Source organism: Bacillus sp. 95MFCvi2.1, from assembly GCF_000374965.1.
Taxonomy (GTDB): domain Bacteria; phylum Bacillota; class Bacilli; order Bacillales; family Bacillaceae_G; genus Bacillus_A; species Bacillus_A pseudomycoides.
Window position 1 is genome coordinate 111,869 of record NZ_KB895691.1, and the last position, 26,276, is coordinate 138,144.

A 26,276-nucleotide genomic window follows, 5' to 3' on the forward strand; every position below is an offset into this window, starting at 1 on the left:
AGGTTATTTAGGGGAAAGTGAATTTTTATTGCATGTCCTTTCTCCATAGAGACCAATAAAAAGCCCTGTATTCTAATGGAATACAGGGTTCTTATCATAAAGATTAATTTTTGGAAAATCATAATTTAATAATATAGTTTCTCTCTTTTTTATAAATTTATTTAAAAGAAAAGTTAATTAACTTTTTGAATTCTCCCATCAATAATAGGTTGAATCGGTTCTTTTACTTGTTTTACATAATCCACTAACGCTTCGAAATCAGTTGGTCCTGTTTCGGCATCTTTTCCATTTTTAAAGGATACAAATCCATCACCGCCTGAAGCTAGAAAAGCATTTGCAACGACGCTGTAAGTTTTAGAGGCAACTAACTCTTCTCCGTTTGTTAAGTGGATATTTGTAACTTTTTCACCATTTGGTTTATTCGCATCCCAAGTGTACTGAATACCTGAAATTTGAAGCATTCTTGTTATGTCTTTTTGCCATTGTTGATTTAAAATATCTCGAATGTCTTGACCAGTTAAATTAACTTTTATCAATTGATTCCCAAATGGTTGAATGCCATATAATTCTCCCCAGGTAATATCGCCAGCATCTAGATCATTGCGAATACCACCAGGATTCATGAGGGCAATTTGAGTATTCATGGTCGAGCGCTGAACATCAGCAATTAAATTTCCAAGAGTAGATTCACCCGCGGCATTTTGTTTACGATCCATTGGAGCGGTAGATTTTCCAACAACCTGATTTACAAGAGGAGCAATTTTTTCTTTATACTGATCCATTTTCTTTTTCACTTGTTGGTCAGGTTTTATTCCTTCATGGTAGGTTGTAACAACTTCTGCTTTTTTCTCAATGATATCTTTTGTTTTACGATCAATTTTTACATCGACATCAGCGAAAGCCATTCCATAAGAATTTGCTTGTACGACAAGTTTGTTATTAACGGTTCCATTTACATAAGTGTGACTATGACCGCCGAAAATGACATCGACTTCTGGATCAGTCTCATTTGCTAAGCGAACGATATCGCCATTTGTTACGCCGTTATCATCCGTTGTACCTCCATTATGTGCAAGAACAACGATCGATTTAACACCTAGTTTTTTCAGTTGTTTTACGGATGTGTTAATTGCTTCAACTTCATCTGTAATTTGTACATTTTTTAGCATAGTAGGCATAACAACGTTAGGAACATCCGTTGTTACAACCCCGATAAAGCCGACAGGAACTCCTTGTACCATTTTTACAGTAAATGGTGGTAGAAATAAGCGTCCAGTTGATTTATTGTAGAAATTTGCAGCAACATAAGGGAAGTTTGCTCCTTTAAAATTCCCTGTTTTTTCGTGATACCCACCGTAAATAAGGCGATTCATTTCGTTAATACCTTCGTCAAATTCATGATTTCCAATAGTTCCAACATCAAAACCTAGATCATTTAAAAATTCGATTGTAGGTTCATCTTGCAATAATGCAGAAACTGGAGGACTTGCTCCGACAATATCGCCAGCATGAACCATAAGTGTATTTGGGTTTTGTTTTTCACGATCACGTAAATAAGCAGCTAAGTACTCAGCTCCCCCTGCTTCTTTGTTGTTAATTTTCTTTACAGTGTCTAGTTGACCGTGAAGGTCGTTAATACCAAGCATTTGTACGTCTATGTAGCGATTTTGTTCTGCTGGTACTTGAGATGGAGGTGCAGCAAATACACTTGAAAAAGTAATTGTACTTAATACTAAAGCTGCAGGAATGACTTTTTTCCACATGAGTTTTCTCTCCCTTTTTTATAATCTGACATCATACGACATAATTTTAATAGATTAAGAGAGTTATTGCTATAAAAATTCTTTTTATTATAAAAATTAATGAAATTTTATTTTTCTCTTTACATCTTTACAAAATAAAAATAATAGGGAAATCGAAAGTGAATGGTCTTTTTTATTGTCGAGAGTAAGGTATTTCCCCTATAATGGAGAAAAAAGTAAAAGGTGAGCAGTATGAAGAAAAAGAAACAGAGACAAATGCAAAGACAAACGCAAATGAATCAGCCAGAGAAAGATTCCATTACAATTGGTGATCAATTGAATAAATCGTTAATGAATCAATTGAAAAGTAAGAAGAAAGAATTACAAGTAAGAGTGGAGCAAAAAGAAATAGAAGAACAAGAAAGAAAGCGTAAAGAGCAAAAGGAACGTGAAAAGAATAAATCGTTTGAAGAATTATTAAGTGAAAGTAATCTCACTTGGAAAGACTTTAAATAATGTAAAAAATCATCAGTACAATTGTCCTGATGATTTTTTAGCGATTTGATAAGAAAAGGGGAATTGGGATGAGAAAGATTGTAGTCGTTCCTTATGAAAACCATTGGGGTGAGAAATTTCAAATAGAATCACAGAGGTTAAAAGCAGCGATGCCAGAACATGTGAAAGTACATCACATTGGTAGCACATCAGTACCGGGACTCGCAGCAAAGCCAATTGTTGATATGATTATGGAAGTAGAGAACATTGAGAGCGTAGATCATTGGAATGAATGTTTTCAACAACTTGGCTACATTGTAAAAGGTGAGAATGGTATCCCGGGTCGCCGCTTTTTTATTCATGGAACAGAAGAAAAACGATCGTATCATTTACATGTTTTCGGAACAGGAAATCCGGAAATTACACGTCATTTAGCATTTCGCGATTATATGATGGCACACTGTGAAGAGGCAGAGGTATATGCGGCATTGAAAAAAGATTTAGCAGAAAAATTCACATATGATGGAGATCAATATACAGAAGGAAAGAATGACTTCGTGCGTAACATTGATGAGAAAGCACTTGAGTGGAGAAAAAATAACGGAAGCGAGTAAGCTTGCGTTATTTTTTGCAAGGGGAGAGAAGAGATGAGAAAGATTATGATTATTGGTTCTGGGGGAGCTGGAAAATCAACTTTTTCACGGCGATTAGGGGAGATACTACAACTTCCAGTATTTCATCTTGATGCACTCTATTGGAAAAAAGATTGGGTGCTAGCAAGTCGCGAAGAACAAATACAGGTACAAAAAGAATTAGTAACGCAGGAAGCTTGGATTATCGATGGAAACTATGGATTTACAATGAATATACGATTAGAGGCAGCGGATACCATTATCTTTATTGATTTGCCAAGAATACAATGTTTATATCGCGTAATAAAAAGAAGGATACAATATCATAATAAAACGCGTCCTGATATGGGAGAAGGGTGTGAAGAACAATTAGATTTTGAGTTCTTGAAGTGGGTATGGACGTATCCAAAAGTGAAACGACCTGCTATTTTTGGGAAAATACAAGCTGTATCTGCTGAGAAAAATATTGTTATTTTCAAATCTTCAGCTGAAATAGAGGAGTTTTTACAAAAGCTATAAGATGAAACAGTCTTATCTTATTTAATAAAATTATTATGTTAACTGTATATATTTTTTGACTTTTTTCAAGAATCTTGTTCAAATAAAGTGACGGTTATAAAATTTAGCGGCACCCTGTCTATAGAATTCGCAGGAGAGAAGAAGGAGGAACGGCCTATCATGTATATTCCAACAACTACACTTCATAATGGCGTGAAAATGCCGATGCTTGGTTTAGGTGTATATAAAGCAAAAGAGGGAGAAGAAGTAAAGCAAGCGGTAAAAACAGCTTTAGAAGTTGGATATCGCTCTATTGATACAGCGACTGTATATGAAAATGAAAGCGGTGTCGGAGAAGCAATTCGTGAATCAGGAATCGCACGTGAAGAATTGTTTATTACGACAAAAGTATGGAATGACGATCAAGGCTATGAAGCAACACTTCAAGCATTTGACAAAAGTTTGAAGGAATTACAAATGGATTATGTAGATTTATATTTGATTCACTGGCCAATAAGGGGGAAATACATAGATACATATCGTGCCCTTGAGAAATTATATGAAGAAGGAAAAGTACGTGCAATTGGTGTTTCAAATTTTCATCAGCACCATTTAGAACAGTTGTTGCCAAATTGTAATGTGAAGCCGATGGTGAACCAAGTAGAGCTTCATCCGATGCTTGCACAGTTTGAATTACGTGATTTTTGTCAAAATGAACAAATTCAAATGGAAGCATGGAGCCCGTTAATGAGAGGCGGCGAAGTATTTCAGCATCCGATTATTCAAGAAATTGCTAAAAAGTATGAAAAAACGCCTGCTCAAATTATTTTACGCTGGGATATTCAAAGTGGCATTGTAACAATCCCTAAATCTGTTACACCATCGCGTATTCAAGAGAACTTTACTATTTTTGATTTTTCATTAACAGAAGAAGAAATCAAACAAATTGATACGCTTGATCGCAATTTACATGTTGGAACAAATCCTGATAAATACGATACGATGTAAAAAAACGCTACCGATTACGGTAGCATTTTTTATCGGTGTAATGTGTATGTATCGCATTTAACAGCTGCTTGAATTTGTTTATATTCTTCAGTTGTTAATGGAGATTGATTGTTAGCTTGTACATTTTCTTGTAGTTGCTGGATGGAGCTAGCGCCAGGAATAACAGCTGCCACAATCGGGTCATGTAAACAATATTGAAGAGCTGTTTCAGTTAACGAACGTTCCTTTGTAATTTCTTTTACAGTAGTTAATGTTTTTATTAACTCATCATAAGAATAAGAAAGATAATCTTTTTCTTTCACTTTTTCTATCTTTCTTTCATTGTTATCAGTTAACAATCCTTTCGCAAGTGGTCCTCGTGCAATGATGCTAATTTGATGCTCCTGAAGTAGTGGAAACCATTCTTCAGGCTGGCGATTTAAAAGACTATATTCCATCAATACACTAACGATATTAGAACGTTTTGCATATTCACGAATGACGTTTGGACGGATAGAAGAAATTCCGTAATGACGAATCACACCTTCTTGTTTTAATTCTTCAAATGCTTCGATTGTTTCATCGATAGGATCTTCGATTGTACCGCCGTGAAGTTGATATAAATCAATATAATCCGTTTGCAGGCGGCGTAAACTTTCTTTTACCTCTGCTTTTATATAAGTTTTAGAAGGGTCCCAAGACCAGCCGTTTTTCTCCTCAATCCAGCGGTTTCCTACTTTCGTTGTAAGAACAATTTGATCGCGTTTTCCCTTAAGAGCTTTTCCGACAAATTCTTCATTTAATCCATAATTGTATAAGTCTGCTGTATCAAAAAAATTAATTCCTAAATCCATTGCTTCATGGATGATGTGGATCGCTTCATGTTCATTGGTGCCAAGGGACATACAACCGAGTCCCATTTCAGTAACATATAAATCTGAGTTTCCTAATTGACGTTTTTTCATAGGCCAACCTCCTTACTTGTATTGTACGAAAGCAGAAGAAGGTTGACAAATGTTTACTTTTCGTTTGCTGTAATCCATTCTTTTACAGTTTTATACTCTTTTCCGTATTGCTTTAGCTGATGCCGAATTTGCCAAGCCTTTCCGACCAACGTGATACGATTTGGTAAAATATATACTTTCATTTTTATCACGCTCCTTTCAGTGTGGTAAAATGTATGAAGAACAAGTAGGAAATAGAATAGGGAGATGAAATATTGTGAGTAATCTTGCAGAGAGAACGATTGCAACCGAACCGATTTTTGATGGGAAAGTTATTAAAGTTCGTGTTGATGATGTAGTATTGCCAAATGGAGAAGTGAGTAAACGTGAGATTGTCAATCATCCTGGTGCGGTTGCTATAATTGCTGTGACAGATGAAAAGAAAATCGTGCTTGTTGAGCAGTACCGTAAAGCATTAGAAAAAGAGATTGTAGAAATTCCTGCTGGAAAATTAGAGCCTGGAGAAAAGCCAGAGGTAACAGCGGCTCGTGAATTAGAAGAAGAGACAGGGTATGTATGTGACAAAATGGAATTTGTTACATCTTTCTATACATCACCTGGTTTTGCGGATGAAATTCTATATGTATACAAAGCAACTGGATTGAAGAAAAAGGAAAATAAAGCAGCTTTAGATGAAGATGAGTTTGTGGAATTAATGGAAGTTTCATTAGAAGAAGCAGTTGAACTTATGAAAAATCAACGTATCCATGATGCAAAGACTATGTTCGCTGTGCAATACTTGCAATTACAAAAATAAACACTCGCCCAAGGCGAGTGTTTTAATTAATTTTGGCGTATACGCGTGTGTCACGTAAGCTACCGTCTGGAGCAAGAAAGTCGTTTTCTAGTGTACCTTCTAAAATAAATTCAAGACGTTCTGCTAAGGCACATGCATTTACATTTGTAGCATCACAGCGAATTTCAAGTCGTCTCGCACCAAGTTTATCAAAAGCAAACTGGACAGCGCCTTTTACTGCTTCTGTCATATAACCTTGTTTTGTATAAGTGCTATGTAACCAGAAACGAAGTGAAAATTTTGGAATATCCCAGTTTTCTGGATGAAGGGTAAGAGCTCCAATAAACGTACCAGATACTTTATCATATAAGTGAAAAGCTAATGTTTCACGAAGTAAAAATTGTCCATGAGCTTCCCGAACTATTTCCTCAGCACTTTCTTCTGTTTCAGATGTAATGGACATCCAAGGTTGTAAGTCTTCTACAGAAGCTTGAATTGCTTCATACACCTCTGTTCCATCACCTGGAAATGGTTTGCGTACTTGTAGGCGCTCAGTTTGAAATAATGTAGGAAAATCTAATAATAATGGTTTCAAGCAAAATCCCTCCTATTCTCTACTTTTAAGTTTAGCAAAGTAGAGCGGAATTTCAATGTTAATTCGTCATACTTTTTTCTTTCTTTCATACATTTTAGTAAGAGTGTGAACGGAGGGAAGAAAAATGTTACGAAAAACTTGGCAAAATCGTGTAATTTCTCATATCCAAGAGAATTCTTCGCTTTACATATTTGTTTCCGTTTTATTATTGATGGGAGTAGTATTTGGGGCAATTCTTGTAAATAGTTTGCAGGTGAATCAAAAGCAAGATTTATCTTTTTATTTGAACCGATTTTTTGGACAAGTTTCCAAAGGTGAATTTGCAATTGCGAGTGAAATGTTTCGAGAAAGTTACTTTTCACAATTAAAATATATTGGATTTATTTGGCTGTTAGGTATTTCAATTATTGGATTACCACTGATCTTTATTTTATTATTTTTAAAAGGGGTAGTTGTTGGGTTTACAGTAGGTTTTTTAGTGAGTCAGCACGGTTGGAATGGATTGTTATTAGCATTTGTATCCGTGTTGCCACAAAATTTAATTATCATTCCAGCGTTTCTTGTAATGACGACAGTTGCTGCAAGTTTTTCTTTACGTATGATTAGGCATCAATTTATTCGAAAAATCAACGAGCCGCTATTGCCGATGTTAATACGTTACACTTGCTTTTTTCTAATCATTGGAGTGATATTAGCAATTGCCTCTAGTATTGAAGTGTATGCTTCACCAGTTTTAATGAAAGAAGTCGTGGAGTCTATTAATAAAAAATAAATACTACTTGAGAATAATTATCAAGTTATTTTGATTGTTTTTTCTTTTGACAGAAGCCCTTCTTCTGATATAATGGTGTAAGAGTGGCGAGGAGGGAGTAGTACCGAATGGAAGAGAGAATTGAACGAATTAAGAAGCAATTGCATGCAGCGAGCTATAAGTTAACACCACAACGTGAAGCAACGGTTCGTGTGCTGCTAGAAAATGAAGAAGATCATTTAAGCGCAGAAGATGTTTACCTCCTTGTAAAAGAAAAGTCGCCAGAGATCGGACTAGCAACCGTCTATCGAACTTTAGAGTTATTATCTGAGTTAAAAGTTGTTGATAAAATTAACTTCGGAGACGGTGTTTCACGCTATGACTTACGTCAAGAAGGTGCACAGCGTTTCCATCATCATTTAATTTGTACACAATGCGGTGCTGTACAAGAAATTCAAGAGGATTTACTTGGTGAAGTGGAGAAAAAAGTAGAACGAGACTGGAGCTTTAAGGTAAAAGACCATCGTTTAACTTTCCATGGGATTTGTAAAAATTGTCAAGAAAATGAAACGGATGAAAAATAACCTTTTCCTATTTAGCTAGGAAAAGGTTTTTTTATTTGAATTTAGGTATAAATCGCAGAAAGCTTGGCATATGTTGTAATAACATATATTTTGGAGGAGTTTACAATGCGCCGAGCTTTAAAATTAACTTTTGATGGGATGAAAGTATTTTTATTATTTACAGGTTGTACGATTTTGTTTTATTTCGCTATACTATGGATAAATGAAGAATATGAAAGTTATCATCGTTATGAAAAACCAAAAGAAGAGACAATAGAAAAAGTATCAGGGAATGAGGAACCAGCAAAAGATGTTTTCGTAAATAGAATGATTTTTTTCTATGAAAATGGGGAGTAGTGCAGATTGGAAGATCAATTAAAAGATTTTATTCATTATATGATTGTTGAAAAAGGGTTAGCTAAAAATACAGTTGTATCCTATGAGCGTGATTTGAAAAGTTATGTGAAGTATTTACAACATGTCGAGCAAATCAAAACATTTCACGAAGTGACAAGGATACACATTGTGAATTTTTTGCAGTATTTAAAAGAGAACGGAAAATCATCAAAAACGTTGGCACGCCACATTGCCTCTATTCGTTCGTTTCATCAGTTTTTACTTCGTGAACGAGTGGTAGAACATGATCCATCTGTACATATTGAAACACCTCAAGGTGAGCGGAAATTACCGAAAGTATTGTCAGTGAGTGAGGTAGAGGCATTGCTTCAAACGCCAAAAGAGACAAGTGCATTCGGTATTCGCGATAAGGCTATGCTAGAGTTATTGTATGCAACAGGACTACGTGTTTCCGAATTAATTGCACTAAATTTAGAGGATGTTCATTTGACAATGGGATTTGTTCGCTGCGTCGGAAAAGGGAATAAAGAAAGAATCATTCCGCTTGGAAGCTTAGCAACGGAAGCAATTCAGCGCTATATTGAAAAGGGAAGAAAAGAATTGATGGGCAAAAAAACAGTAGATGCACTTTTTTTGAACCATCATGGCAACCGCTTATCACGCCAAGGTTTTTGGAAAATTTTAAAACGACTAGCAAAAGAGGCGAATATAGAAAAAGAGCTTACGCCGCATACTTTGCGTCATTCGTTTGCGACACACTTATTGGAAAATGGAGCGGATTTGCGTGCTGTACAAGAAATGCTGGGACATGCAGATATTTCAACAACACAAATTTATACGCATGTTTCAAAAGCTAGATTAAAAGATGTATATAAACAGTTTCACCCGAGAGCATAATGATTATGCTCTTTTTTTATGGTAATGTAAGGCGGGAGTGTAAGAGTTAGGTAGTTTTGACGATTCGCATTCTAGTAATTATAGAATGCATTTTGAAAATGGAAAATAAGTAGAAAAAAGCACTTCACAAAAACTTCACAAACATTTCTTATATTGTTTTCAGCAGGAGGCTAGAATACGACTAGTCTTTTCCTCTATACTAAGTAGAGTATGAAGGAGGAAATGATAATGAAAAAACTGATAATTACGTTATTTATTGCGATGCTAGCATTAGCTGGTTGTAATACAAAGAAAGAAGAAGCGCCGAAAAAAGAGAAACTTGAAGAAGTTAAAGTAGCAGTTCAAACAAACCCGAAAGAAATTAAGCCAAATGAAAAAACAGAAGTACAGGCACTTGTTACGCAAGGAAAAGAAAAAGTAACGGATGCTGACGATGTGAAGTTTGAAATTTGGAAAGATGGCGAAGAAAAACATGAAATGTTAAACGGTAAGCATAAAGGGAAAGGTGTTTATGCGGTAGAGAAGACATTCCCATCTGACGGCGTGTATCATGTTATTGCACATACAAATGCACGTGAAATGCATGTTATGCCAGAAGAAAAAATTGCTGTAGGAAATGCAAAAGTTGAGGATACGAAGAAAGAAAATGGTGGTCATGAGGCAGGACATGGCAATCATAAGAGTGATACGATGATTCACCTTATGGCTGGCGATGTAAAAGCAAATGCTGAATCAACAATGAAAGTTCATTTGAAACAAAAGGAAGAAGCATTAACTGGAGCTGAAGTACAACTTGAAATTTGGAAAGACGGCGTGGAAAAACATGAGTTTATTCCAGCAAAAGAAGGTAATAAAGGCGAGTATGAAAGCAAACATACGTTTAAAGACGCAGGTGCTTATAAAGTGAAGGTTCATGTGAGAAAAGGTGAACTTCACGAACATAAGGAAGAAACAGTAGAGGTAAAATAAGGAGCGGCTCTTTAGAGCTGCTTTTTTCTTTAGGTTAATGAAATATATCATAATTTCATTAGCACTTCTGTGCAGAATGGATTACAATAGAAAGTGTGACAAAAATAAGAATTTCTACGAAAATGTATTAAAAAGAAAGCGTAAACATGTTATGATATCAGTATGAGATGTCTGACATCTGACTTAGAAAAAACAGGAAAGTTTTTTGCTTCGTTTGAAAATAGAGCGAAGCGGGTTGGAGAATGGCTTGAACAAGTGTTTTAGTTAGTGGGGAAACGAGAGAATTCTTACTGATAACAGTTTCACTTTACAACGTTTTGAACATACTACAAGAAGTAGAACTGAACATATAGGAGGTTGCAGTTATGAATAAATATAAACGTATTTTCCTAGTCGTAATGGACTCTGTAGGAATCGGAGAAGCTCCAGATGCTGAAAAGTTTGGTGATGTAGGTTCTGATACAATCGGTCATATTGCTGAACATATGAATGGATTACAAATGCCAAACATGGTGAAATTAGGCCTTGGTAATATTCGTGAAATGAAAGGGATTTCTAAAGTAGAGAAGCCACTTGGTTACTATACAAAAATGCAAGAAAAATCTACTGGTAAAGATACAATGACAGGCCACTGGGAAATCATGGGTCTTTACATCGATAAACCATTCCAAGTGTTCCCGGAAGGATTCCCAAAAGAGTTACTTGATGAGTTAGAAGCAAAAACAGGGCGCAAAATCATCGGTAATAAACCTGCTTCTGGAACAGAGATTCTTGATGAACTTGGTCAAGAGCAAATGGAGACAGGTTCTTTGATCGTGTATACTTCTGCTGATAGCGTATTACAAATCGCAGCTCATGAAGAAGTAGTACCACTTGAAGAGCTATATAACATTTGTAAAATTGCACGTGAGTTAACACTGGACGAAAAATATATGGTGGGCCGCGTTATTGCTCGTCCATTCGTTGGAGAACCAGGAAACTTCACACGTACACCAAACCGTCATGACTATGCATTAAAACCATTTGGTCGTACAGTAATGAACGAACTAAAAGATAGCAATTATGACGTAATTGCAATTGGTAAAATTTCTGATATTTACGATGGGGAAGGCGTAACTGAATCTCTTCGTACAAAATCTAATATGGATGGAATGGATAAGCTTGTAGATACATTGAATATGGACTTTACAGGTCTTAGCTTCTTGAATTTAGTTGATTTTGATGCGATGTTCGGTCATCGTCGTGATCCTCAAGGATACGGAGAAGCATTGCAAGAATATGATGCACGTCTTCCAGAAGTATTTGAAAAACTAAAAGAAGATGATTTATTAATCATTACAGCAGATCATGGTAATGATCCAATTCATCATGGTACTGACCATACACGTGAATACGTACCATTACTAGCATATAGCCCAAGCATGAAAGACGGCGGACAAGAATTAACACTTCGCCAAACATTTGCTGATATTGGTGCGACTGTAGCAGAAAACTTCGGTGTGAAAATGCCAGAATACGGAACAAGTTTCTTAAACAACTTAAAGAAATAAGGGGGACAACATAATGAATCGTGAACTTATTACAAAATCAGCTTCATACTTAAAAGAGAAATTCCAAGAAACACCACAAGTAGGACTTATCCTTGGATCTGGACTAGGTGTCTTAGCAGATGAAATCGAAAATGCTGTAACAGTACCATACAGCGAAATTCCTGAATTTCCAGTATCAACTGTAGAAGGTCATGCAGGGCAGCTTGTATTTGGTACACTTCAAGGTGTTACTGTAGTTGCGATGCAAGGACGTTTCCATTTCTACGAAGGATATGACATGCAAAAAGTAACATTCCCAGTTCGTGTTATGAAGGAACTAGGTGTAGAAACAGTTGTTGTAACAAACGCAGCTGGTGGTGTAAATACATCATTTGAACCAGGCGATCTTATGTTAATTTCAGACCATATTAACTTCATGGGTACGAATCCATTAATCGGACCAAATGATGCTGAAATGGGCGTACGTTTCCCTGATATGTCTACATCGTATACGGAAGAGCTTCGCGAAATGGCAAAACAAGTTGCGGCAGACTTAAATATTAAAGTGCAAGAAGGTGTATACGTTGGAATGACAGGTCCTGTATACGAAACACCTGCTGAAATTCGTATGCTTCGTACACTTGGCGGAGATGCAGTTGGTATGTCTACTGTACCGGAAGTTATTGTAGCGCGCCATGCTGGTATGAAAGTACTTGGAATTTCTTGTATTTCAAACATGGCAGCTGGTATTTTAGATCAGCCACTTCATCATGATGAAGTAATTGAAACGACAGAACGTGTGAAATCTAATTTCTTAGCATTAGTAAAAGCAATTGTAAAACAAATGAAGGGGTGAGTTTACAATGAGAATGGTGGACCTAATTGCCAAAAAACGTGATGGACATGCATTAACAACAGAAGAAGTGAAATTTATTGTAGAAGGCTATACAAATGGTGACATTCCAGATTATCAAATGAGCTCATTCGCAATGGCAATTTTCTTCCAAGATATGAATGATCAAGAGCGTGCTGATTTAACGATGGCAATGGTGAATAGCGGCGATACAATTGACTTATCAGCGATTGAAGGAGTAAAAGTAGATAAGCATTCAACGGGCGGTGTTGGTGATACAACTACGCTTGTATTAGGTCCATTAGTGGCTGCTTTAGATGTACCAGTTGCTAAAATGTCTGGTCGAGGATTAGGGCATACAGGCGGTACAATCGATAAATTAGAAGCAGTACCAGGATTCCATGTGGAAATTGAAAATGATGAATTTATTCGTCTTGTAAATGAAAATAAAATTGCAGTTATCGGACAAAGTGGAAACTTAACACCTGCTGATAAAAAGTTATATGCACTTCGTGATGTAACAGCGACAGTAAACTCGATCCCTCTTATTGCGAGCTCTATTATGAGTAAAAAAATTGCTGCTGGTGCAGATGCAATTGTACTTGATGTAAAAACAGGTGCAGGTGCATTTATGAAAACGGATGAAGATGCAAAACGTTTAGCAGAAGCAATGGTACGTATTGGTAATAATGTTGGTCGTAAAACGATGGCAGTTATTTCTGATATGAGCCAACCGCTTGGTGAGGCAATTGGTAATGCATTAGAAGTACAAGAGGCAATTGATACATTACAAGGTAAAGGACCAAAAGACTTAGAAGAGTTATGTTTAACACTTGGAAGTCAAATGGTATACCTTGCTGGAAAAGCTTCTTCTTTAGAAGATGCGCGTGAAAAACTAATCGAAGTAATGAACAATGGAAAAGCGTTAGAAGCGTTTAAAACGTTCCTGGCAGCGCAAGGCGGGGATGCTTCTGTTGTTGATGATCCTTCTAAACTGCCACAAGCACAATTTAAAATTGAAGTAGAGGCAAAAGAAGATGGATACGTATCTGAAATTGTTGCAGATGAAATTGGAACAGCAGCAATGCTTTTAGGGGCAGGCCGTGCAACGAAAGAATCTGAGATTGATTTAGCTGTTGGACTTATGCTTCGCAAAAAAGTGGGCGATAGCGTGAAAAAAGGTGACTCACTTGTTACGATTTACGCGAATCGCGAAAATGTAGAAGATGTAAAAGCGAAAATTTATGAGAACATGAAAATTGCGAAAGACCATGTTGATGCACCGAAACTCGTGCATGGCATTGTAACGAAATAAGCTAAAAAGCTAAGGAGCCTTCTCCTTGGCTTTTTTTACTGTTTTTTGTTTATAATAATAATGGGTGAAATTATGATTAAAATTTGTGCAGTAACGAAAGAAGATGAAGTATTATACGATGTTTCGTTAGAAGAAACAGGACGAGAAGATATCGCATGGTATTGGCTTGATTTATATAAGCCAACAAAAGAAGAGTATACATACATTTTACAAAAACATTTTAAGTTCCATCCCCTTGCGATTGAAGATTGTGTAGAATATGTACAGAGACCAAAAGTGGATTTCTATGATGGATATAACTTTTTAGTTCTCCATGCATTTGGAGAAGATGGATTAGAGCCACATGAGATCGATCTATTTGTTAGTGATCGTTATATTGTCTCTTTCCATTTTTCACATAATAATGCGATTGAAAGAGTGTGGACAACACTTGGCGAGAGGAAACGTATCAAGAAGAGTCCCCTCCATGTAGCACATACAATCATTGACCAAATTGTGGATGACTACTTTGCACCTGTTTATTATATTGAAGATCATTTAAATGCGATTGATGATAATTTAACAGGGGATACAGCAGGGCGTGTACTAGAAGAAGTATTCGATATTCGTACGGACTTATCTAAGCTTAGACGTACAATTATACCGATGCGTGACCTCTTGTATCGTATTTTAAATTCAACTCGGTTTTACGGTGTAAGTGATCATGAAATTTACTTTAAGGATATACATGATCATTTACTAAAGCTTTCTGAAATGATTGAAGCAAGCCGAGAATTAACAGCTGATATTAGAGATAGCTATTTTTCATTGAATTCGCATCATATGAACAATATTATGAAAACATTAACGGTTTTCTCGACCATCTTCATGCCATTAACATTTATTGCAGGGGTGTATGGGATGAACTTCGCGCATATGCCAGAGTTAGCAGGGAAATATAGCTATTTTATTTGTTTAGTTATTATGGCGTTAATTGGTGGAGGAATGATGGCCTGGTTCTATAAAAAAGGATGGTTTAAGTAAAAAAACGCCGAGGGGATTCCCCGGCGTTTTTTCTAGCCAATAGCATGTAACACAAACATGGCTAAGAATAGGCATGTAATGATATACATAGACGGTGCGACTTCTTTATGCTTTCCAAGAGCAATCTTCAAAATAGGATAAGCAATAAATCCGAACGCAATGCCATCAGCGATACTATATGTGAGCGGAATCATAACGATAATTAAGAACGCTGGAAATCCTTCTGAAAAGTCGTTTAGAGGGATTTCCTGAATGTTTGTAATCATTAGACCGCCAATAATAATTAAGATTGGTGCAATGGCACTATCAGGAATTAATTTTACAAACGGAAGAGCAAACAGTGATGCAAAGAATAACATCCCTGTAACGATAGACGTCAGACCTGTTTTACCGCCTGCTGTAATACCTGCGGCACTTTCTACTGTTGAAACGGTAGGACTTGTGCCAAATAGACCACATGTCATTGCTGAAATTGCATTTGCTTGATAAGCACGTGGAAATTTACGGTCATCTTCTAATAATCCGTGTAAAAGTCCCATGTTCTCAAAAATAAGCACCATGCTTAAGGAAAATGTTGCAATCCAAAACGGTAAGGAAGAAAGTTTCCCAAATGACATAGCACCAAACACATCCCCGTAGTTAGCGAATGAAAATGAGCTATTTCCTACTTGGCTTGTATCAACAAGACCAAATAGCCATGCAATACCGGTTCCAATTGCAATCGTCCATAAAAAGTTCCCACGTACGTTACGAATAAATAACACAAGTGCCACAATAAGAGTAAGCAGTGTTGCCAAAACAACAGGACTACTTAATTTTCCTAATGCAACAGCAGTGTTCGGATGCGAAACGACAAGACCGCCTTTTTGCAAACCAATGAAAGCTAAGAATAAACCGATGCCGACAGTAATCGCTTCTTTTAATGACTTTGGAATTGATAATGAAAGCGTACGAGCAATCGGTGTAAACGCGGCGATTGCAAAAATAATACCGGCGATAAAGACAGCTGCTAATGCTTCTTGCCAACTTAATCCAAGCGTATGCACAGCTGTGTACGTGAAGAATGCATTTACACCCATACCTGGTACAAGAATAGCAGGTGCATTTGCCCAAAATGCCATCATTAGACATCCGACAAATGAACTAAAAACAGTTGCCAAAATTCCTGCTTCAAGTGGAATGCCGGCATCTGATAAAATGGAAGCATTGACAATCATAATATAAACAATTGTGAAAAATGATGTTGCTCCAGCTAATATTTCTTGCTTTGGTGATGTATGGTGTAGGTCTAATTTAAATGTTCTTTCAAGTATTCCTTTCATGTTAAACCTTCTTTTTCATATCCCTCTCCCACCCGTGATATCTCTTTTGTAAAGAGCTCACCGTCCTTTATTATATCAGAACATAATCTTTTTACAATAAATAAAATGAGAACGTTTACTTAAAAGGTAACTGGTGCTATAAATATGTGAAAATGGCACGGACATTAGAGATGATTTCTAGTTCTCCAGATTGAATTGGAGGAGCAGCTTGTGCGTGTAAAGTAGCTTGAGACATAAATTCACGCGGTGTTTGTGCTGATTCTTCAACGAGTGAAAGTGGGACGGGATTAATATTTAAATTATACGAACTCGCAATTGTACGAGCTTTTTCTTGAGCGTGCTGGACTGCTTGTAATAGTGCTTGTTGATAGTAAGCGTTTGGATGGGAAATGCGGAAGCGTAATCCTCTTGCTACATTTGCTCCATTTGTAACGGCTATATCATATACTTCCCCAGCTTTTTGTACATTTAAAACGGTAATTTCATACAAATGCTCTACTCGGTACCCTTGTAACAATGCTTTGTCGTTTACGTATTCATATTGAGGAGTAATTGTATAGGAAATGGTTTCTATATCCTTATCAGCGATACCGATTTGTTTAAGTGCAGCAAGTAATTGTTTAGATTGGATTGCATTTTCCTCCTGTGCTTGTTTCACATCTTTATTATCTGTTCTAATACCAATTGTTAATACAACGACATTTGGTTTCGCTTTTATAACTCCTTCTCCTTGTACAGTAATAGTTGCTTGTTTTCCATTGCGGATATCGGGTGAATAGGGATTCATGCCAACTTGCATTTTTGCTCACCATCCTTTCTATATGTATATGAACAAAAGAGAGAGAAAATTGTATGTAAAAAGTTACATAATTGAGAATCAAAAGGAAAGAAAGCATATACAATGTAGGTATTTATAGATTATAATATGTGTAAATATGATAAAAAAGGGTCGAGGCTAGTGAGCGAAAAAAGAGAAGCACTGATTTTAGATTTATCTACATCATTTCGAAAGATGATACGTTTATTACAAAATGATATTAATACACGTTTTTCAGAGCATATGCCATATAATGAATTTTCTGTATTGCGTGCATTATTTTTGAAAAGCCCACAAATGGCTTCGCAAATAGCTAGTGAAGTGAACGTAACATCCAGTCATATTACAGCAGTAACAGATCGTTTAGTTAGAAAAGGTTTTGTAACAAGAAAACGTTCTGATTCAGACCGTCGTATTGTGTATTTGGAGATTACAGAACATGGAAAAGAAGTTACACAAGAACTTGAAGCTGTACGTAAAGAATACTATAAAGAAAAATTTAAAGGGTGGAGCGATCAAGAGATTGAGATGGTATTAGAACTATTTGGTCGCGTACTATAATTACAATAAATGAGGGTAGGGGGGCAAAGTGCTTTCCTATCCTTTTTCTTTTGAATAAAAATATTTTGAAACTCCAATACTTTAAGTAAAAAGTATCGGAGGGAAAATAATGAAATACATCGTTTCATTCGTAATTATTATTGGAAGTTTTATATGCTCTAGCACATTAATTTATGCAAAAACACCAATCCAAGTTGTTCAAAAAGAACTGCACTATATTGCGAGTGATCAGCCCGTTTTATATTCGAAATTATGGGTTCGTTCTATGCAGAATACTATTCTTTTTCACCATAGTAATAATATTCGTGAGCAAGATACACTGCGCAATGTCACAAATTCTTCTCTCGTAAAAGTAAAACAACTTTCACTTGAAAAGGCTTCGCATTACATCCCGAGGTTATCTCAATACGTCTCTAAATTTGAAAATAAAAATGTTCAAGTGTATTACGTTGCTGTTCGTTATGAAGTGAAAAAAGAAAATCCATATCAATTAAATGGAATGAATTATTTTCTTCAAGTGTTTGTGCAGGAACAAGGAGATTGGAAAGTTGCTGAAAGTATTATAGCACCGACAGATCAAATGATAGAGAATGGCGATGGATTTGGAATGAAAGAAGAGAAGGGATATGGGAAAAGAAGAGAGAATGTGAAATAACCTCCTCGGGTGAGGAGGTTATTTTGCATATAAAGAGAGCTTCTGTTTTAACAGTCGGTACAAGGTAACATATGTTAGTAGGCCAGAGCCTATAAAGTAGATATAGTAAAGAGGCAAAGAATTACTGCCATCAGTAAAAACAACGCCGCCAAGAAGTGCGAAGCAAATAGAAGTACAGATTAAGAAATACTTATGAAGTTTTGGGTATAACAATATTTTTCCGTTATGCTCATTAGGCGCACGCGTATATAAATAAGATCCTAACGGAAGACAAATTAGTATATAGATAGCGGGACTTAACAATGTCCAAACAGATGGGATGTGATGATAAGTTGGTCCCGTCTGTAGGTCTCCAAATTCATCTTTAAAAGGTCCATTTTGTGGGTCATAGTTATAATGAATATGAAAATAATTAAGAGGAGCTACAACACTTACATTTTCGGTATAATGGGCATATTTATTGTAATTATAATTGTACTCTTCTTGTGATAAATCTACATGTAATGCGAAAAAAGGGAACGTAAGCCTAAAGATGTATAAAGGTAAAATGATCATAATATAACTTAAAGCGCCTTGTGAGATTACGTTCCCTGTAATTGTTCCAATAAAGAGTGTGAACGTATAGACTGCAATAAGCGTAATGATTGTATATACAAAGTACAAATGAAAAGGTGAAAAGGATTGATACTGAGCATGTATCGTATTCCTATAGATGATATACATAAAAAGCCAACTGAGGCTCAGTGCGCCCACAATATGAACGATACCTAGTAACCATTTCGACAAAAATAGATGTGAACGTTTAAATGGCATAGACCATAAGAAGTCAATGCTTTGATTATTGCGTTCCCGTCCTATTAATAGAATAGCTAATCCCATTAATAGAAGAGCTGGGAATAGTATGCCAGCTCCTTGTAAAAAATACCCGTAATAAGTATCTGTTGTTTTGCGTAAATATTCAGCCATATGCTGAGCGTCCGTGTAATATTTATATGGTAAGACGTATAAAGTGCTTAGCCAAAAGAGCCAAATTACATATTTTCCTTGTTTATAATTCTGTATCCATAAAGCTTTATGAAACATATATTTACCTCAATTCATACTTATTTTCCTCCAAAAGAAAACTTCAATTTTAATAGACGTGTAAACACAAAGTAACTAATGATAGCAGCTAGGAAAAATCCAATATAATAAGAAAGGAGTGCATCTCGTCCTCCAAATATTCTACCGCCAAGCAGTCCGAAGCATAGAACAGTGCAAAGCATGAACCACTTTTGTAACTTAGGGAACAATAGTATTTTTCCGTTTTGTTCGTTAGGTGTACGTGTGTACAGAAAAGTTGCGATCGGTAACAAGGTAATAATGTAAGTAAATGGTGTTAATAGTGTCCAAGGAGAAGGGATAGAAGTATGTTCCATTGGATCGTCCTGTGGGACACTAGAAAGTTTATTTCCTTGGTCATCAAATGTTTCTATCGGGTGGTAATCAAAAGTAATTGAAAAAGATTCTAATGGTGAAATGATGCCTACATGTTGTAAGTACTCATGAGTATGTCGCTCTATTTCTCCCATTGCCTCTAAAGACCATTGTGTATGGGTATAAATGAATCCAGAAATTAATAATACGGAACCGTATGGTAAAAATAATAAAATTGCCGTTAAGCTACTTTGCGAGAAAATATGTCCAGTAATGGTTCCGATAAATAAGGTGAATGTATAAATAGCAATGAGTACAACCGTAGCATATAAAAAGTAACTATGGAACGGAGTAAAGATTTGATACTCATTGTGAAACGACATGTTTTTTATTCCGTACATGCTAATCCAGCAAACAATTTGCACTGTAATAATATTCAAAACGCCAAGCAACCATTTTGTTAAAAAAATATCTTTTCGTTTAAAAGGCATCGAGAATAGAAAATCGGTTGATTGATTGTTACGTTCCCACCCAATTAAAAGACAAGCAAGTGCAATAAGAGCAGCTCCTTGAAAGAGGACGGCACCATCAGATGTCTGAAAATAGTAGGAGTAGTAATACGTATAGTCATCAAGCTTCATTTTTGATTGGTTTATCTCCATTTGTGCTGCTTGATAATATTTATAAGGTAGCTGATACAAACTAATTAACCAAAACAATAAAACAATATATTTCCCCTGTTTCCATTGTCGTATCCATAAAGCTTTATGAAACATGCGAATCCTCCTCAAATGTTGTGACAAATATATCTTCGAGTGACATTTGTAATTCTTCTAGTAACAGAGGTTGCTCTTTATGGAATTTTTCTAACGTAATTGCTACATTGCTTTCAATTAAAATGGTATATACTTTTCCTGTTTGATTTAATATTTTTATATTATTTAAATTTTCTAGTTTTTGCGGCAATGAACGTTCGTAGGCAACTTGTATTTTTGCGTAGCGAGATTTTGTATCTTCTAACGCTGTAATCGAAGCAATCGTATGATTTTTTAAAATAATAACCGTGTCTGCAATTTTTTCCACTTCATCTAAATGATGAGTAGAAATGAGAATGGTAATCTCCCGTTCTGCCACTTCTTCAATTAAAAATTGCAAAAATTGTCTTTTTACAATTGGATCAAGTCCATTGGTTGGTTCATCTAAAATAATGTATTCTACACCTGTACAAAAAGCTAAAATAATAGCAAGAAGTGCTTTCATACCGCGTGAGTAGCTACGAATGCGTTTTTCAGGTAGATTGAAGCGCCCTAGCAGCTGATAAAAATATTCTTCATTAAAGTTTGTATAAACAGTCTTATAAAACTTCGCAATTTCTTTTACTGTATATCCACTTAATATATTAGTAGAATCCGGTACATAAGCTACCTTCTGCTTAATTTCTGGATGTTTATGAACATCCATATCATCATATGTAACAGTTCCGTCATCCGGATCTAAAATCCCAACAAGCGTCCGAAGTAAAGTGGTTTTCCCCGCACCGTTCCTTCCGAGTAATCCAACAATACTTCCTTTTTGTAATGTGAAAGAAATATTGTCTAAAATGACTTGGTTATCAATTGTTTTTTTGATGTTCGTCACTTTTAGCATCTGTATTCCCTCCCAGTTCTTTATAGTATGAGTCTATCCAGTCGTGAATTTTTTCTTTCGTAATTCCAAGATAAGAAGCTTCTAGTAATAGTTGGTGAAATTGTTTTTGGACCATAGCAATTTTCCTTTCATCCCATGTCGGTGTAATCGATTGAGAGACAAATGTACCTTTTCCTCGCAGTGTTTCAATAATTCCTTGTCGTTCTAATTCTTGGTACGCTTTGCTTACTGTATTCGGATTAATGACAAGAAGTGAAGCAAGTTCACGTACAGATGGTAGTTTATCGTTTGGTGCTAACATGCTTTTTAGTACGAGTTCTTTTATACTTTGAACAATTTGTTCCCATATCGGAGTGCTGCTTCTTGGATCAAGTTGAATGTGCAAGAGCAATGTCTCCTTCCTGATGAAATTTAAGTGTACTACTAGATGTAATACACTTAATACAATATATATGATAGATTTGTTTGTCAACACAAATTTATAGAAAAATATGGTATAAAAACATATTGTTTGGAAAAAATAGGTTTGATATAGAATGGAGGGTTAGTCATGAAGCGAGTTTTTGGAATACTTGTTTGTTTCATGTTGCTATTTTCTAGTGTTTCAGTTGGCTTTGCACAATCTGAGAAAGCGCAGTCTGAGAAAACAGAAGTAGAAAAGACACCGAAGTTAGCGGAGGAAGCATCGTCAGCAATTGTTATTGAGCAAGATACAGGTAAAGTCTTATTTGAGAAAAGTCCAAATGAAAAACTGCCGCCTGCTAGTATGACAAAGATTATGACAATGTTGCTTATCATGGAACAAGTTGAAAAGGGAAAACTAAAACTAGAGGATAAAGTCAGAGCAAGTGAACATGCAGCTTCAATGGGTGGTTCACAAATCTTTCTTGAGCCGGGTGAAGAGATGACAGTGAATGAAATGCTAAAAGGGATTGCAATTGCATCGGGAAATGATGCATCTGTTGCGGTTGCTGAGCATATCGCTGGTTCAGAAGAAGGCTTTGTAAACATGATGAATAAAAAAGCAAAGGATTTAGGATTGAAAAATACACATTTTCAAAATCCAACGGGTCTTCCAGCGAAAGACCATTATTCAACAGCATATGATATGTCAATTATGGCGAAAGAGTTGATGAAATATCCACTCATTCGAAAATATACAGGAAAGTATGAAGATTACTTACGTGAAAATACAGAGAAAAAGTTTTGGCTTGTGAATACGAATAAATTAGTTCGTTTTTATCCTGGGGTGGATGGGGTGAAAACAGGTTTTACAACAGAAGCAAAATATTGTTTAACAGCATCAGCTGAAAAAAATGGCATGCGTGTCATTTCTGTTGTCATGGGAGCGCCAACATCAAAAGAACGTAACAACCAGGTAACAAAGCTCCTTGATTATGCATTTGGACAATATACAACGAAAAAATTGTATAAACGTGGTGAAAAAATTCAAACAGTAAAAGTAGGAAAAGGGAAGAAAGAAAAGGTAGATTTAGTTTCATCGGATAACGTATCTCTTCTGATGAAAAAAGGCGAGAATATGGACAAGGTAAAACAGGAAGTTATCGCTGAAAAGAAAGTAAAAGCACCAATTAAAAAAGGTGATGCACTCGGTACACTTGTTATAAAAAAAGATAAAGATGTTTTACTAAAGCAAACGATTGTAGCGAAAGAAGATGTTGCTGCAGCGAGCTGGTGGGAACTATTTAAAAGAAGTTTAGGGATGTTTTCAACATCGAAATAGAAGCAAAGGTATTACTACTTTCTTACCCTCATGCATGAAAAAGGTAGAATAATTGCTGAAAGATTCACATTATGACGAAATAGTACTTCTTTTGTCAGTAGGAAGGATTCTTATTTTATGTTCACGAAAACCTTATGTAAATGAGTCAAGTTTAAGCATAAGGAGGAAATCGTGTGAGTCTTTCCATGTATTTAGAAGTAAAGCGTGATGTCTTATGTGTTCGGCTAGCGGGTGAATTAGATCATCATACTGCTGAAGAGTTGCGAGCAAAAGTAACGGATATGATTGAGACGCATCGCGTTCATCATATTGTACTAAGTTTAGAAAAACTAACATTTATGGACAGTTCTGGTCTTGGTGTTATATTAGGCAGATATAAGCATGTTAAAGGTTTAGGAGGGGAGATGGTCGTTTGTGCAATCTCACCTCCTGTAAAGCGTTTATTTGAAATGTCAGGTCTGTTTAAAATCATTCGCTTAGAAGAAAGTGAAGCGCATGCGCTCGCGACATTGGGGGTGGCATAAATGAGAAATGAAATGAACCTTCAATTTTCAGCATTAAGTCAAAATGAATCGTTCGCTCGCGTCACAGTTGCTGCTTTTATTGCACAATTGGATCCAACGATGGAGGAATTGACAGAGATAAAAACAGTTGTGTCTGAAGCAGTCACAAATGCAATTATTCATGGGTATGAAGGGAATGCAGAAGGTGTTGTTTACATTTCAGTGATTTTGGAAGAAGCAATGGTGAAACTCACGATTCGAGATGAAGGGGTTGGCATTTTTAATTTAGATGAGGCAAGGCAACCTCTTTTTACAACTAAACCTGAATTAGAGCGTTCCGGAATGGGATTTACTATCATGGAAAATTTTATGGATGAAGTAGAAGTTATTTCAAATGAATCTTTCGGGACAACAATCCATTTGACAAAATACTTATCAAATAGTAACGCTCTATGCAATTAAGGAGAATTGCCTATGGACATTGAGGTCAGAAATGAGAAGAAGAAACCTCAGTTAAAGGACCACGAGTTAAAAGCGTTAATTCAAAAAAGTCAAGATGGAGACCAACAAGCAAGAGATACAATAGTCCAAAGTAATATGCGTCTTGTATGGTCAGTTGTGCAACGTTTCCTCAATCGAGGATATGAACCAGATGATTTATTTCAAATTGGCTGTATTGGACTCTTGAAATCGGTAGACAAATTTGATTTGTCTTTCGACGTGAAATTCTCAACCTATGCAGTTCCAATGATTATTGGAGAAATACAGCGATTTTTGCGTGATGATGGATCCGTGAAAGTAAGTCGTTCTTTAAAGGAGACTGGAAATAAGATTCGAAAGATGAAAGATGAGCTTTCTAAAGAATATGGAAGAGCTCCAACGATTAATGAGGTAGCAGAAGCGCTTGAGTTGACACCAGAAGAAGTTGTTCTTGCGCAAGAAGCGAGTCGCACACCATCATCCATACATGAAACAGTTTATGAAAATGATGGAGATCCTATTACGATACTAGATCAAATCGCGGATCAAACAGAAACGAAATGGTTTGATAAAATCGCTTTAAAAGAGGCAATTAGAGAACTGGATGAGCGTGAACGCTTAATTGTATATTTGCGCTATTATAAAGATCAAACTCAATCAGAAGTAGCAGAGCGAATTGGAATTTCACAAGTCCAAGTATCAAGGCTTGAAAAGAAAATATTAAAACAGATGAAAGATCGAATAGATGAATAGCCATCTATTCGATTTTTTTGCTTTGAACTAGAAACCAGTGATAGTTTAAATAAGATTGAGAAGAAGAAAAAATCGCATCTTATGTTACTGTTGTTATCCTTTCCAAAATCAAAAAATTTCATTCACCCAGAAGTATTTATGTAATTTATTGATAATTATGTAAATTGGGGATGTAATTCAAGTATAAATTTGTCATAGAGGGGAAAGGAAACCTTAATAAACCTCACTTGAAAGTTCAAAATATGAAAATAACGCTTCTAAAAAAATACAGTTACTTTATTCACCGAGTGATTATTCATTAAAAATCCAACGTGCAAAGTTCCATTTTATAAAAAAAGTTGTATTAGAAAATTTTCCAGAAACCATACTACAACTACGAGGAATAGTAAAGAGGTGAACGGAGTGGAGCGAACAATCTATCTCAAAATGCGAAATCGTCTGCAAGTATCCCCTTCATATGAGGTGAAGATTGAAGATATTGCACAAGTAGTTGGAGATTCTGGCTTAGTAGAAAAAATAAAAAAGCAACATGTCTATAAAATCACAAAACGTGATAAAACACATGTTGTAATTGATGCGATGAAAATCATTCAAGTGATTCAACAAACTACGCAGCATATACAAATTAATTTATTTGGTCCTGGACAAACACTTGTAGAAATCGTCTATGAAAAAAAGAAAGTACACCCCATTTTCTTTGGATTGGTTTGGATGTTACTTTTTGTCGGTGCGGCTCTTGCGATTATTTATTTTCATGAAGATGTAAGTATGCAGCAAGTACACTGGCGCTTATATTACATGATTACGGGAGAAATCAATTATAAACCGCTCCTGTTTCAAATTCCGTATTCTTTAGGACTGGGATTAGGGATGGTCTTATTTTTTAATCATGTGTTTCAAAAACGAATTAATGAAGAACCAAGTCCGTTAGAAGTGGAAATGTTCCAGTATCAACAGTCACTCGATCAATATGTCATGATCAATGAAAATAAAGAGAGTGCAAAACAAATCGCAGATGATTGAGTATGGAGTAGTGATAGTAATTGGGCTTGCTGGTGGGATCGCAGTTGGAGGGGGATATGTGGCATTTTTAGCTGTGCTTGGTGTAATCCCACGTTTAGCCCAGTTAACAAGGAGTGGCCATCGGGTTCAATTTTTTGAGTGGGCCGTAATTGGTGGTTCTTTGGCCGGAGCATGGTGCAGTTTAAGAGATATAACCTTTCAAACATCTCAGTATTGGCTCGTTTTACTTGGCTTATTTTGTGGAACATTTATTGGTATGCTTGCTGCGGCTTTGACAGAGGTATTGAATGTTTTACCTATATTAGCAAAACGGGTAGGCGTAGATGGGAAAATTGTCATTCTACTCGTTGCACTTGTACTTGGAAAGGTAATGGGCTCTTTATTTCATTGGATTTATTTTGCAAGATAG

General features: G+C 36.0%; 32 protein-coding genes. 22 read left to right on the plus strand and 10 right to left on the minus strand.

Annotation, left to right across the window (positions count from 1 at the left end):
• Nucleotides 1-173: 173 nt before the first annotated feature.
• The gene (locus tag C568_RS0103685; RefSeq protein ID WP_018780825.1) at nt 174-1,763 is read right to left on the minus strand and encodes a bifunctional metallophosphatase/5'-nucleotidase; all 1,590 of its coding nucleotides are present in this window, start codon (nt 1,761-1,763) and stop codon (nt 174-176) included.
• A gap of 231 nt (nt 1,764-1,994) precedes the next feature.
• Between C568_RS0103685 and C568_RS0103690 the strand changes: the two genes are divergently transcribed.
• The 4 genes from C568_RS0103690 to C568_RS0103705 all read left to right on the plus strand — a co-directional run bounded on the left by C568_RS0103690 (nt 1,995) and on the right by C568_RS0103705 (nt 4,375).
• Nucleotides 1,995-2,258, plus strand: a complete 264-nt coding sequence (locus tag C568_RS0103690; protein ID WP_003202682.1) for a YqkE family protein — start codon at nt 1,995-1,997, stop codon at nt 2,256-2,258.
• 68 nt (nt 2,259-2,326) lie between these two features.
• On the plus strand, nt 2,327-2,851 hold the full coding sequence (locus tag C568_RS0103695; RefSeq protein WP_006095887.1) for a GrpB family protein: 525 nt from the start codon (nt 2,327-2,329) through the stop codon (nt 2,849-2,851).
• Between the two features lie 33 nt (nt 2,852-2,884).
• The gene (locus C568_RS0103700) at nt 2,885-3,388 is read left to right on the plus strand and encodes a DNA topology modulation protein (RefSeq protein ID WP_018780826.1); all 504 of its coding nucleotides are present in this window, start codon (nt 2,885-2,887) and stop codon (nt 3,386-3,388) included.
• A gap of 159 nt (nt 3,389-3,547) precedes the next feature.
• Nucleotides 3,548-4,375 carry an aldo/keto reductase gene (locus C568_RS0103705; RefSeq protein ID WP_003208340.1) on the plus strand — a complete coding sequence of 276 codons (828 nt, stop codon included), beginning with the start codon at nt 3,548-3,550 and terminating at the stop codon, nt 4,373-4,375.
• Nucleotides 4,376-4,404: 29 nt separating this feature from the next.
• Here C568_RS0103705 and C568_RS0103710 read toward each other — a convergent pair whose 3' ends face one another.
• Together C568_RS0103710 and mciZ are read right to left on the minus strand one after the other, a co-directional pair.
• Nucleotides 4,405-5,319, minus strand: a complete 915-nt coding sequence (locus tag C568_RS0103710; RefSeq protein ID WP_018780827.1) for an aldo/keto reductase — start codon at nt 5,317-5,319, stop codon at nt 4,405-4,407.
• A 53-nt stretch (nt 5,320-5,372) separates the two neighbouring features.
• On the minus strand, nt 5,373-5,501 hold the full coding sequence (gene mciZ / locus C568_RS0103715) for a Z-ring formation inhibitor MciZ (protein WP_018780828.1): 129 nt from the start codon (nt 5,499-5,501) through the stop codon (nt 5,373-5,375).
• 74 nt (nt 5,502-5,575) lie between these two features.
• On the opposite strand from mciZ, the gene C568_RS0103720 reads away from it, so the two are divergent.
• Nucleotides 5,576-6,115, plus strand: a complete 540-nt coding sequence (locus tag C568_RS0103720) for an NUDIX hydrolase (protein WP_003208342.1) — start codon at nt 5,576-5,578, stop codon at nt 6,113-6,115.
• Nucleotides 6,116-6,137: 22 nt separating this feature from the next.
• On the opposite strand, the gene C568_RS0103725 is transcribed toward C568_RS0103720, so the two are convergent.
• The gene (locus tag C568_RS0103725; protein ID WP_006095883.1) at nt 6,138-6,689 is read right to left on the minus strand and encodes a GNAT family N-acetyltransferase; all 552 of its coding nucleotides are present in this window, start codon (nt 6,687-6,689) and stop codon (nt 6,138-6,140) included.
• Nucleotides 6,690-6,813: 124 nt separating this feature from the next.
• On the opposite strand from C568_RS0103725, the gene spoIIM reads away from it, so the two are divergent.
• The 9 genes from spoIIM (at nt 6,814) to corA (ending at nt 14,946) form a co-directional block, all read left to right on the plus strand.
• The gene (gene spoIIM, locus C568_RS0103730; protein WP_018780829.1) at nt 6,814-7,461 is read left to right on the plus strand and encodes a stage II sporulation protein M; all 648 of its coding nucleotides are present in this window, start codon (nt 6,814-6,816) and stop codon (nt 7,459-7,461) included.
• A gap of 107 nt (nt 7,462-7,568) precedes the next feature.
• Nucleotides 7,569-8,024 (plus strand): ferric iron uptake transcriptional regulator, encoded by a 456-nt coding sequence (gene fur, locus C568_RS0103735; RefSeq protein ID WP_000392653.1) that lies wholly within the window; start codon nt 7,569-7,571, stop codon nt 8,022-8,024.
• A 105-nt stretch (nt 8,025-8,129) separates the two neighbouring features.
• On the plus strand, nt 8,130-8,360 hold the full coding sequence (locus C568_RS0103740) for a YqzK family protein (RefSeq protein ID WP_018780830.1): 231 nt from the start codon (nt 8,130-8,132) through the stop codon (nt 8,358-8,360).
• 6 nt (nt 8,361-8,366) lie between these two features.
• Nucleotides 8,367-9,257, plus strand: a complete 891-nt coding sequence (xerD, locus tag C568_RS0103745; RefSeq protein ID WP_003208345.1) for a site-specific tyrosine recombinase XerD — start codon at nt 8,367-8,369, stop codon at nt 9,255-9,257.
• A 228-nt stretch (nt 9,258-9,485) separates the two neighbouring features.
• Nucleotides 9,486-10,226 (plus strand): FixH family protein, encoded by a 741-nt coding sequence (locus C568_RS0103750; RefSeq protein WP_018780831.1) that lies wholly within the window; start codon nt 9,486-9,488, stop codon nt 10,224-10,226.
• 365 nt (nt 10,227-10,591) lie between these two features.
• On the plus strand, nt 10,592-11,776 hold the full coding sequence (deoB, locus tag C568_RS0103755; protein WP_018766097.1) for a phosphopentomutase: 1,185 nt from the start codon (nt 10,592-10,594) through the stop codon (nt 11,774-11,776).
• 13 nt (nt 11,777-11,789) lie between these two features.
• A complete protein-coding gene (locus C568_RS0103760) occupies nt 11,790-12,611 on the plus strand; it encodes a purine-nucleoside phosphorylase (RefSeq protein ID WP_003208346.1) in 822 nt (273 codons plus the stop codon).
• Nucleotides 12,612-12,618: 7 nt separating this feature from the next.
• Nucleotides 12,619-13,923: a pyrimidine-nucleoside phosphorylase gene (locus C568_RS0103765; RefSeq protein ID WP_016116173.1), complete on the plus strand. Its 1,305-nt coding sequence runs from the start codon at nt 12,619-12,621 to the stop codon at nt 13,921-13,923.
• 60 nt (nt 13,924-13,983) lie between these two features.
• The gene (gene corA, locus C568_RS0103770) at nt 13,984-14,946 is read left to right on the plus strand and encodes a magnesium/cobalt transporter CorA (RefSeq protein WP_003208351.1); all 963 of its coding nucleotides are present in this window, start codon (nt 13,984-13,986) and stop codon (nt 14,944-14,946) included.
• Between the two features lie 32 nt (nt 14,947-14,978).
• Here the strand turns inward: corA and C568_RS0103775 are convergent, their stop codons facing one another.
• Together C568_RS0103775 and C568_RS0103780 are read right to left on the minus strand one after the other, a co-directional pair.
• Nucleotides 14,979-16,268, minus strand: a complete 1,290-nt coding sequence (locus C568_RS0103775) for an NCS2 family permease (RefSeq protein WP_018780832.1) — start codon at nt 16,266-16,268, stop codon at nt 14,979-14,981.
• A gap of 136 nt (nt 16,269-16,404) precedes the next feature.
• Nucleotides 16,405-17,067, minus strand: a complete 663-nt coding sequence (locus C568_RS0103780) for an SIMPL domain-containing protein (RefSeq protein ID WP_018780833.1) — start codon at nt 17,065-17,067, stop codon at nt 16,405-16,407.
• Nucleotides 17,068-17,226: 159 nt separating this feature from the next.
• Here C568_RS0103780 and C568_RS0103785 point away from each other — a divergent pair, with 159 nt between their 5' ends.
• Together C568_RS0103785 and C568_RS0103790 are read left to right on the plus strand one after the other, a co-directional pair.
• Nucleotides 17,227-17,646: a MarR family winged helix-turn-helix transcriptional regulator gene (locus C568_RS0103785; protein ID WP_006095879.1), complete on the plus strand. Its 420-nt coding sequence runs from the start codon at nt 17,227-17,229 to the stop codon at nt 17,644-17,646.
• A 109-nt stretch (nt 17,647-17,755) separates the two neighbouring features.
• On the plus strand, nt 17,756-18,301 hold the full coding sequence (locus C568_RS0103790) for a hypothetical protein (RefSeq protein WP_018780834.1): 546 nt from the start codon (nt 17,756-17,758) through the stop codon (nt 18,299-18,301).
• 18 nt (nt 18,302-18,319) lie between these two features.
• On the opposite strand, the gene C568_RS0103795 is transcribed toward C568_RS0103790, so the two are convergent.
• Genes C568_RS0103795 through C568_RS0103810 form a run of 4 tightly spaced genes read right to left on the minus strand, consistent with a single transcriptional unit; the run spans nt 18,320 to nt 21,749 of the window.
• Entirely contained in the window at nt 18,320-19,384 is a 1,065-nt protein-coding gene (locus C568_RS0103795; protein WP_006095877.1) for an ABC transporter permease subunit, read from the minus strand.
• A 20-nt stretch (nt 19,385-19,404) separates the two neighbouring features.
• The gene (locus tag C568_RS0103800; RefSeq protein ID WP_018780835.1) at nt 19,405-20,493 is read right to left on the minus strand and encodes an ABC transporter permease subunit; all 1,089 of its coding nucleotides are present in this window, start codon (nt 20,491-20,493) and stop codon (nt 19,405-19,407) included.
• The gene (locus C568_RS0103805; RefSeq protein WP_018766092.1) at nt 20,483-21,364 is read right to left on the minus strand and encodes an ABC transporter ATP-binding protein; all 882 of its coding nucleotides are present in this window, start codon (nt 21,362-21,364) and stop codon (nt 20,483-20,485) included. The genes C568_RS0103800 and C568_RS0103805 overlap by 11 nt, the downstream gene beginning before the upstream one ends.
• A complete protein-coding gene (locus C568_RS0103810) occupies nt 21,330-21,749 on the minus strand; it encodes a GntR family transcriptional regulator (RefSeq protein ID WP_018766091.1) in 420 nt (139 codons plus the stop codon). Before C568_RS0103810 ends, C568_RS0103805 begins: the two co-directional genes overlap by 35 nt.
• Before the next feature lie 165 nt (nt 21,750-21,914).
• On the opposite strand from C568_RS0103810, the gene C568_RS0103815 reads away from it, so the two are divergent.
• From C568_RS0103815 to C568_RS0103840, 6 genes are all read left to right on the plus strand, one after another.
• A complete protein-coding gene (locus tag C568_RS0103815; RefSeq protein ID WP_018766090.1) occupies nt 21,915-23,108 on the plus strand; it encodes a D-alanyl-D-alanine carboxypeptidase family protein in 1,194 nt (397 codons plus the stop codon).
• Nucleotides 23,109-23,281: 173 nt separating this feature from the next.
• Complete coding sequence (spoIIAA, locus tag C568_RS0103820; RefSeq protein WP_018780836.1) at nt 23,282-23,632, plus strand: anti-sigma F factor antagonist; 351 nt, start codon at nt 23,282-23,284, stop codon at nt 23,630-23,632.
• Nucleotides 23,633-24,073, plus strand: coding sequence for an anti-sigma F factor (gene spoIIAB, locus C568_RS0103825; RefSeq protein WP_003200026.1), 441 nt, complete (start codon nt 23,633-23,635; stop codon nt 24,071-24,073).
• Nucleotides 24,074-24,085: 12 nt separating this feature from the next.
• Nucleotides 24,086-24,844 carry an RNA polymerase sporulation sigma factor SigF gene (gene sigF, locus C568_RS0103830; protein ID WP_003200028.1) on the plus strand — a complete coding sequence of 253 codons (759 nt, stop codon included), beginning with the start codon at nt 24,086-24,088 and terminating at the stop codon, nt 24,842-24,844.
• A 402-nt stretch (nt 24,845-25,246) separates the two neighbouring features.
• Nucleotides 25,247-25,867, plus strand: a complete 621-nt coding sequence (locus C568_RS0103835) for a stage V sporulation protein AA (RefSeq protein WP_018780837.1) — start codon at nt 25,247-25,249, stop codon at nt 25,865-25,867.
• Nucleotides 25,860-26,276 carry a stage V sporulation protein AB gene (locus C568_RS0103840; RefSeq protein ID WP_003200010.1) on the plus strand — a complete coding sequence of 139 codons (417 nt, stop codon included), beginning with the start codon at nt 25,860-25,862 and terminating at the stop codon, nt 26,274-26,276. The genes C568_RS0103835 and C568_RS0103840 overlap by 8 nt, the downstream gene beginning before the upstream one ends.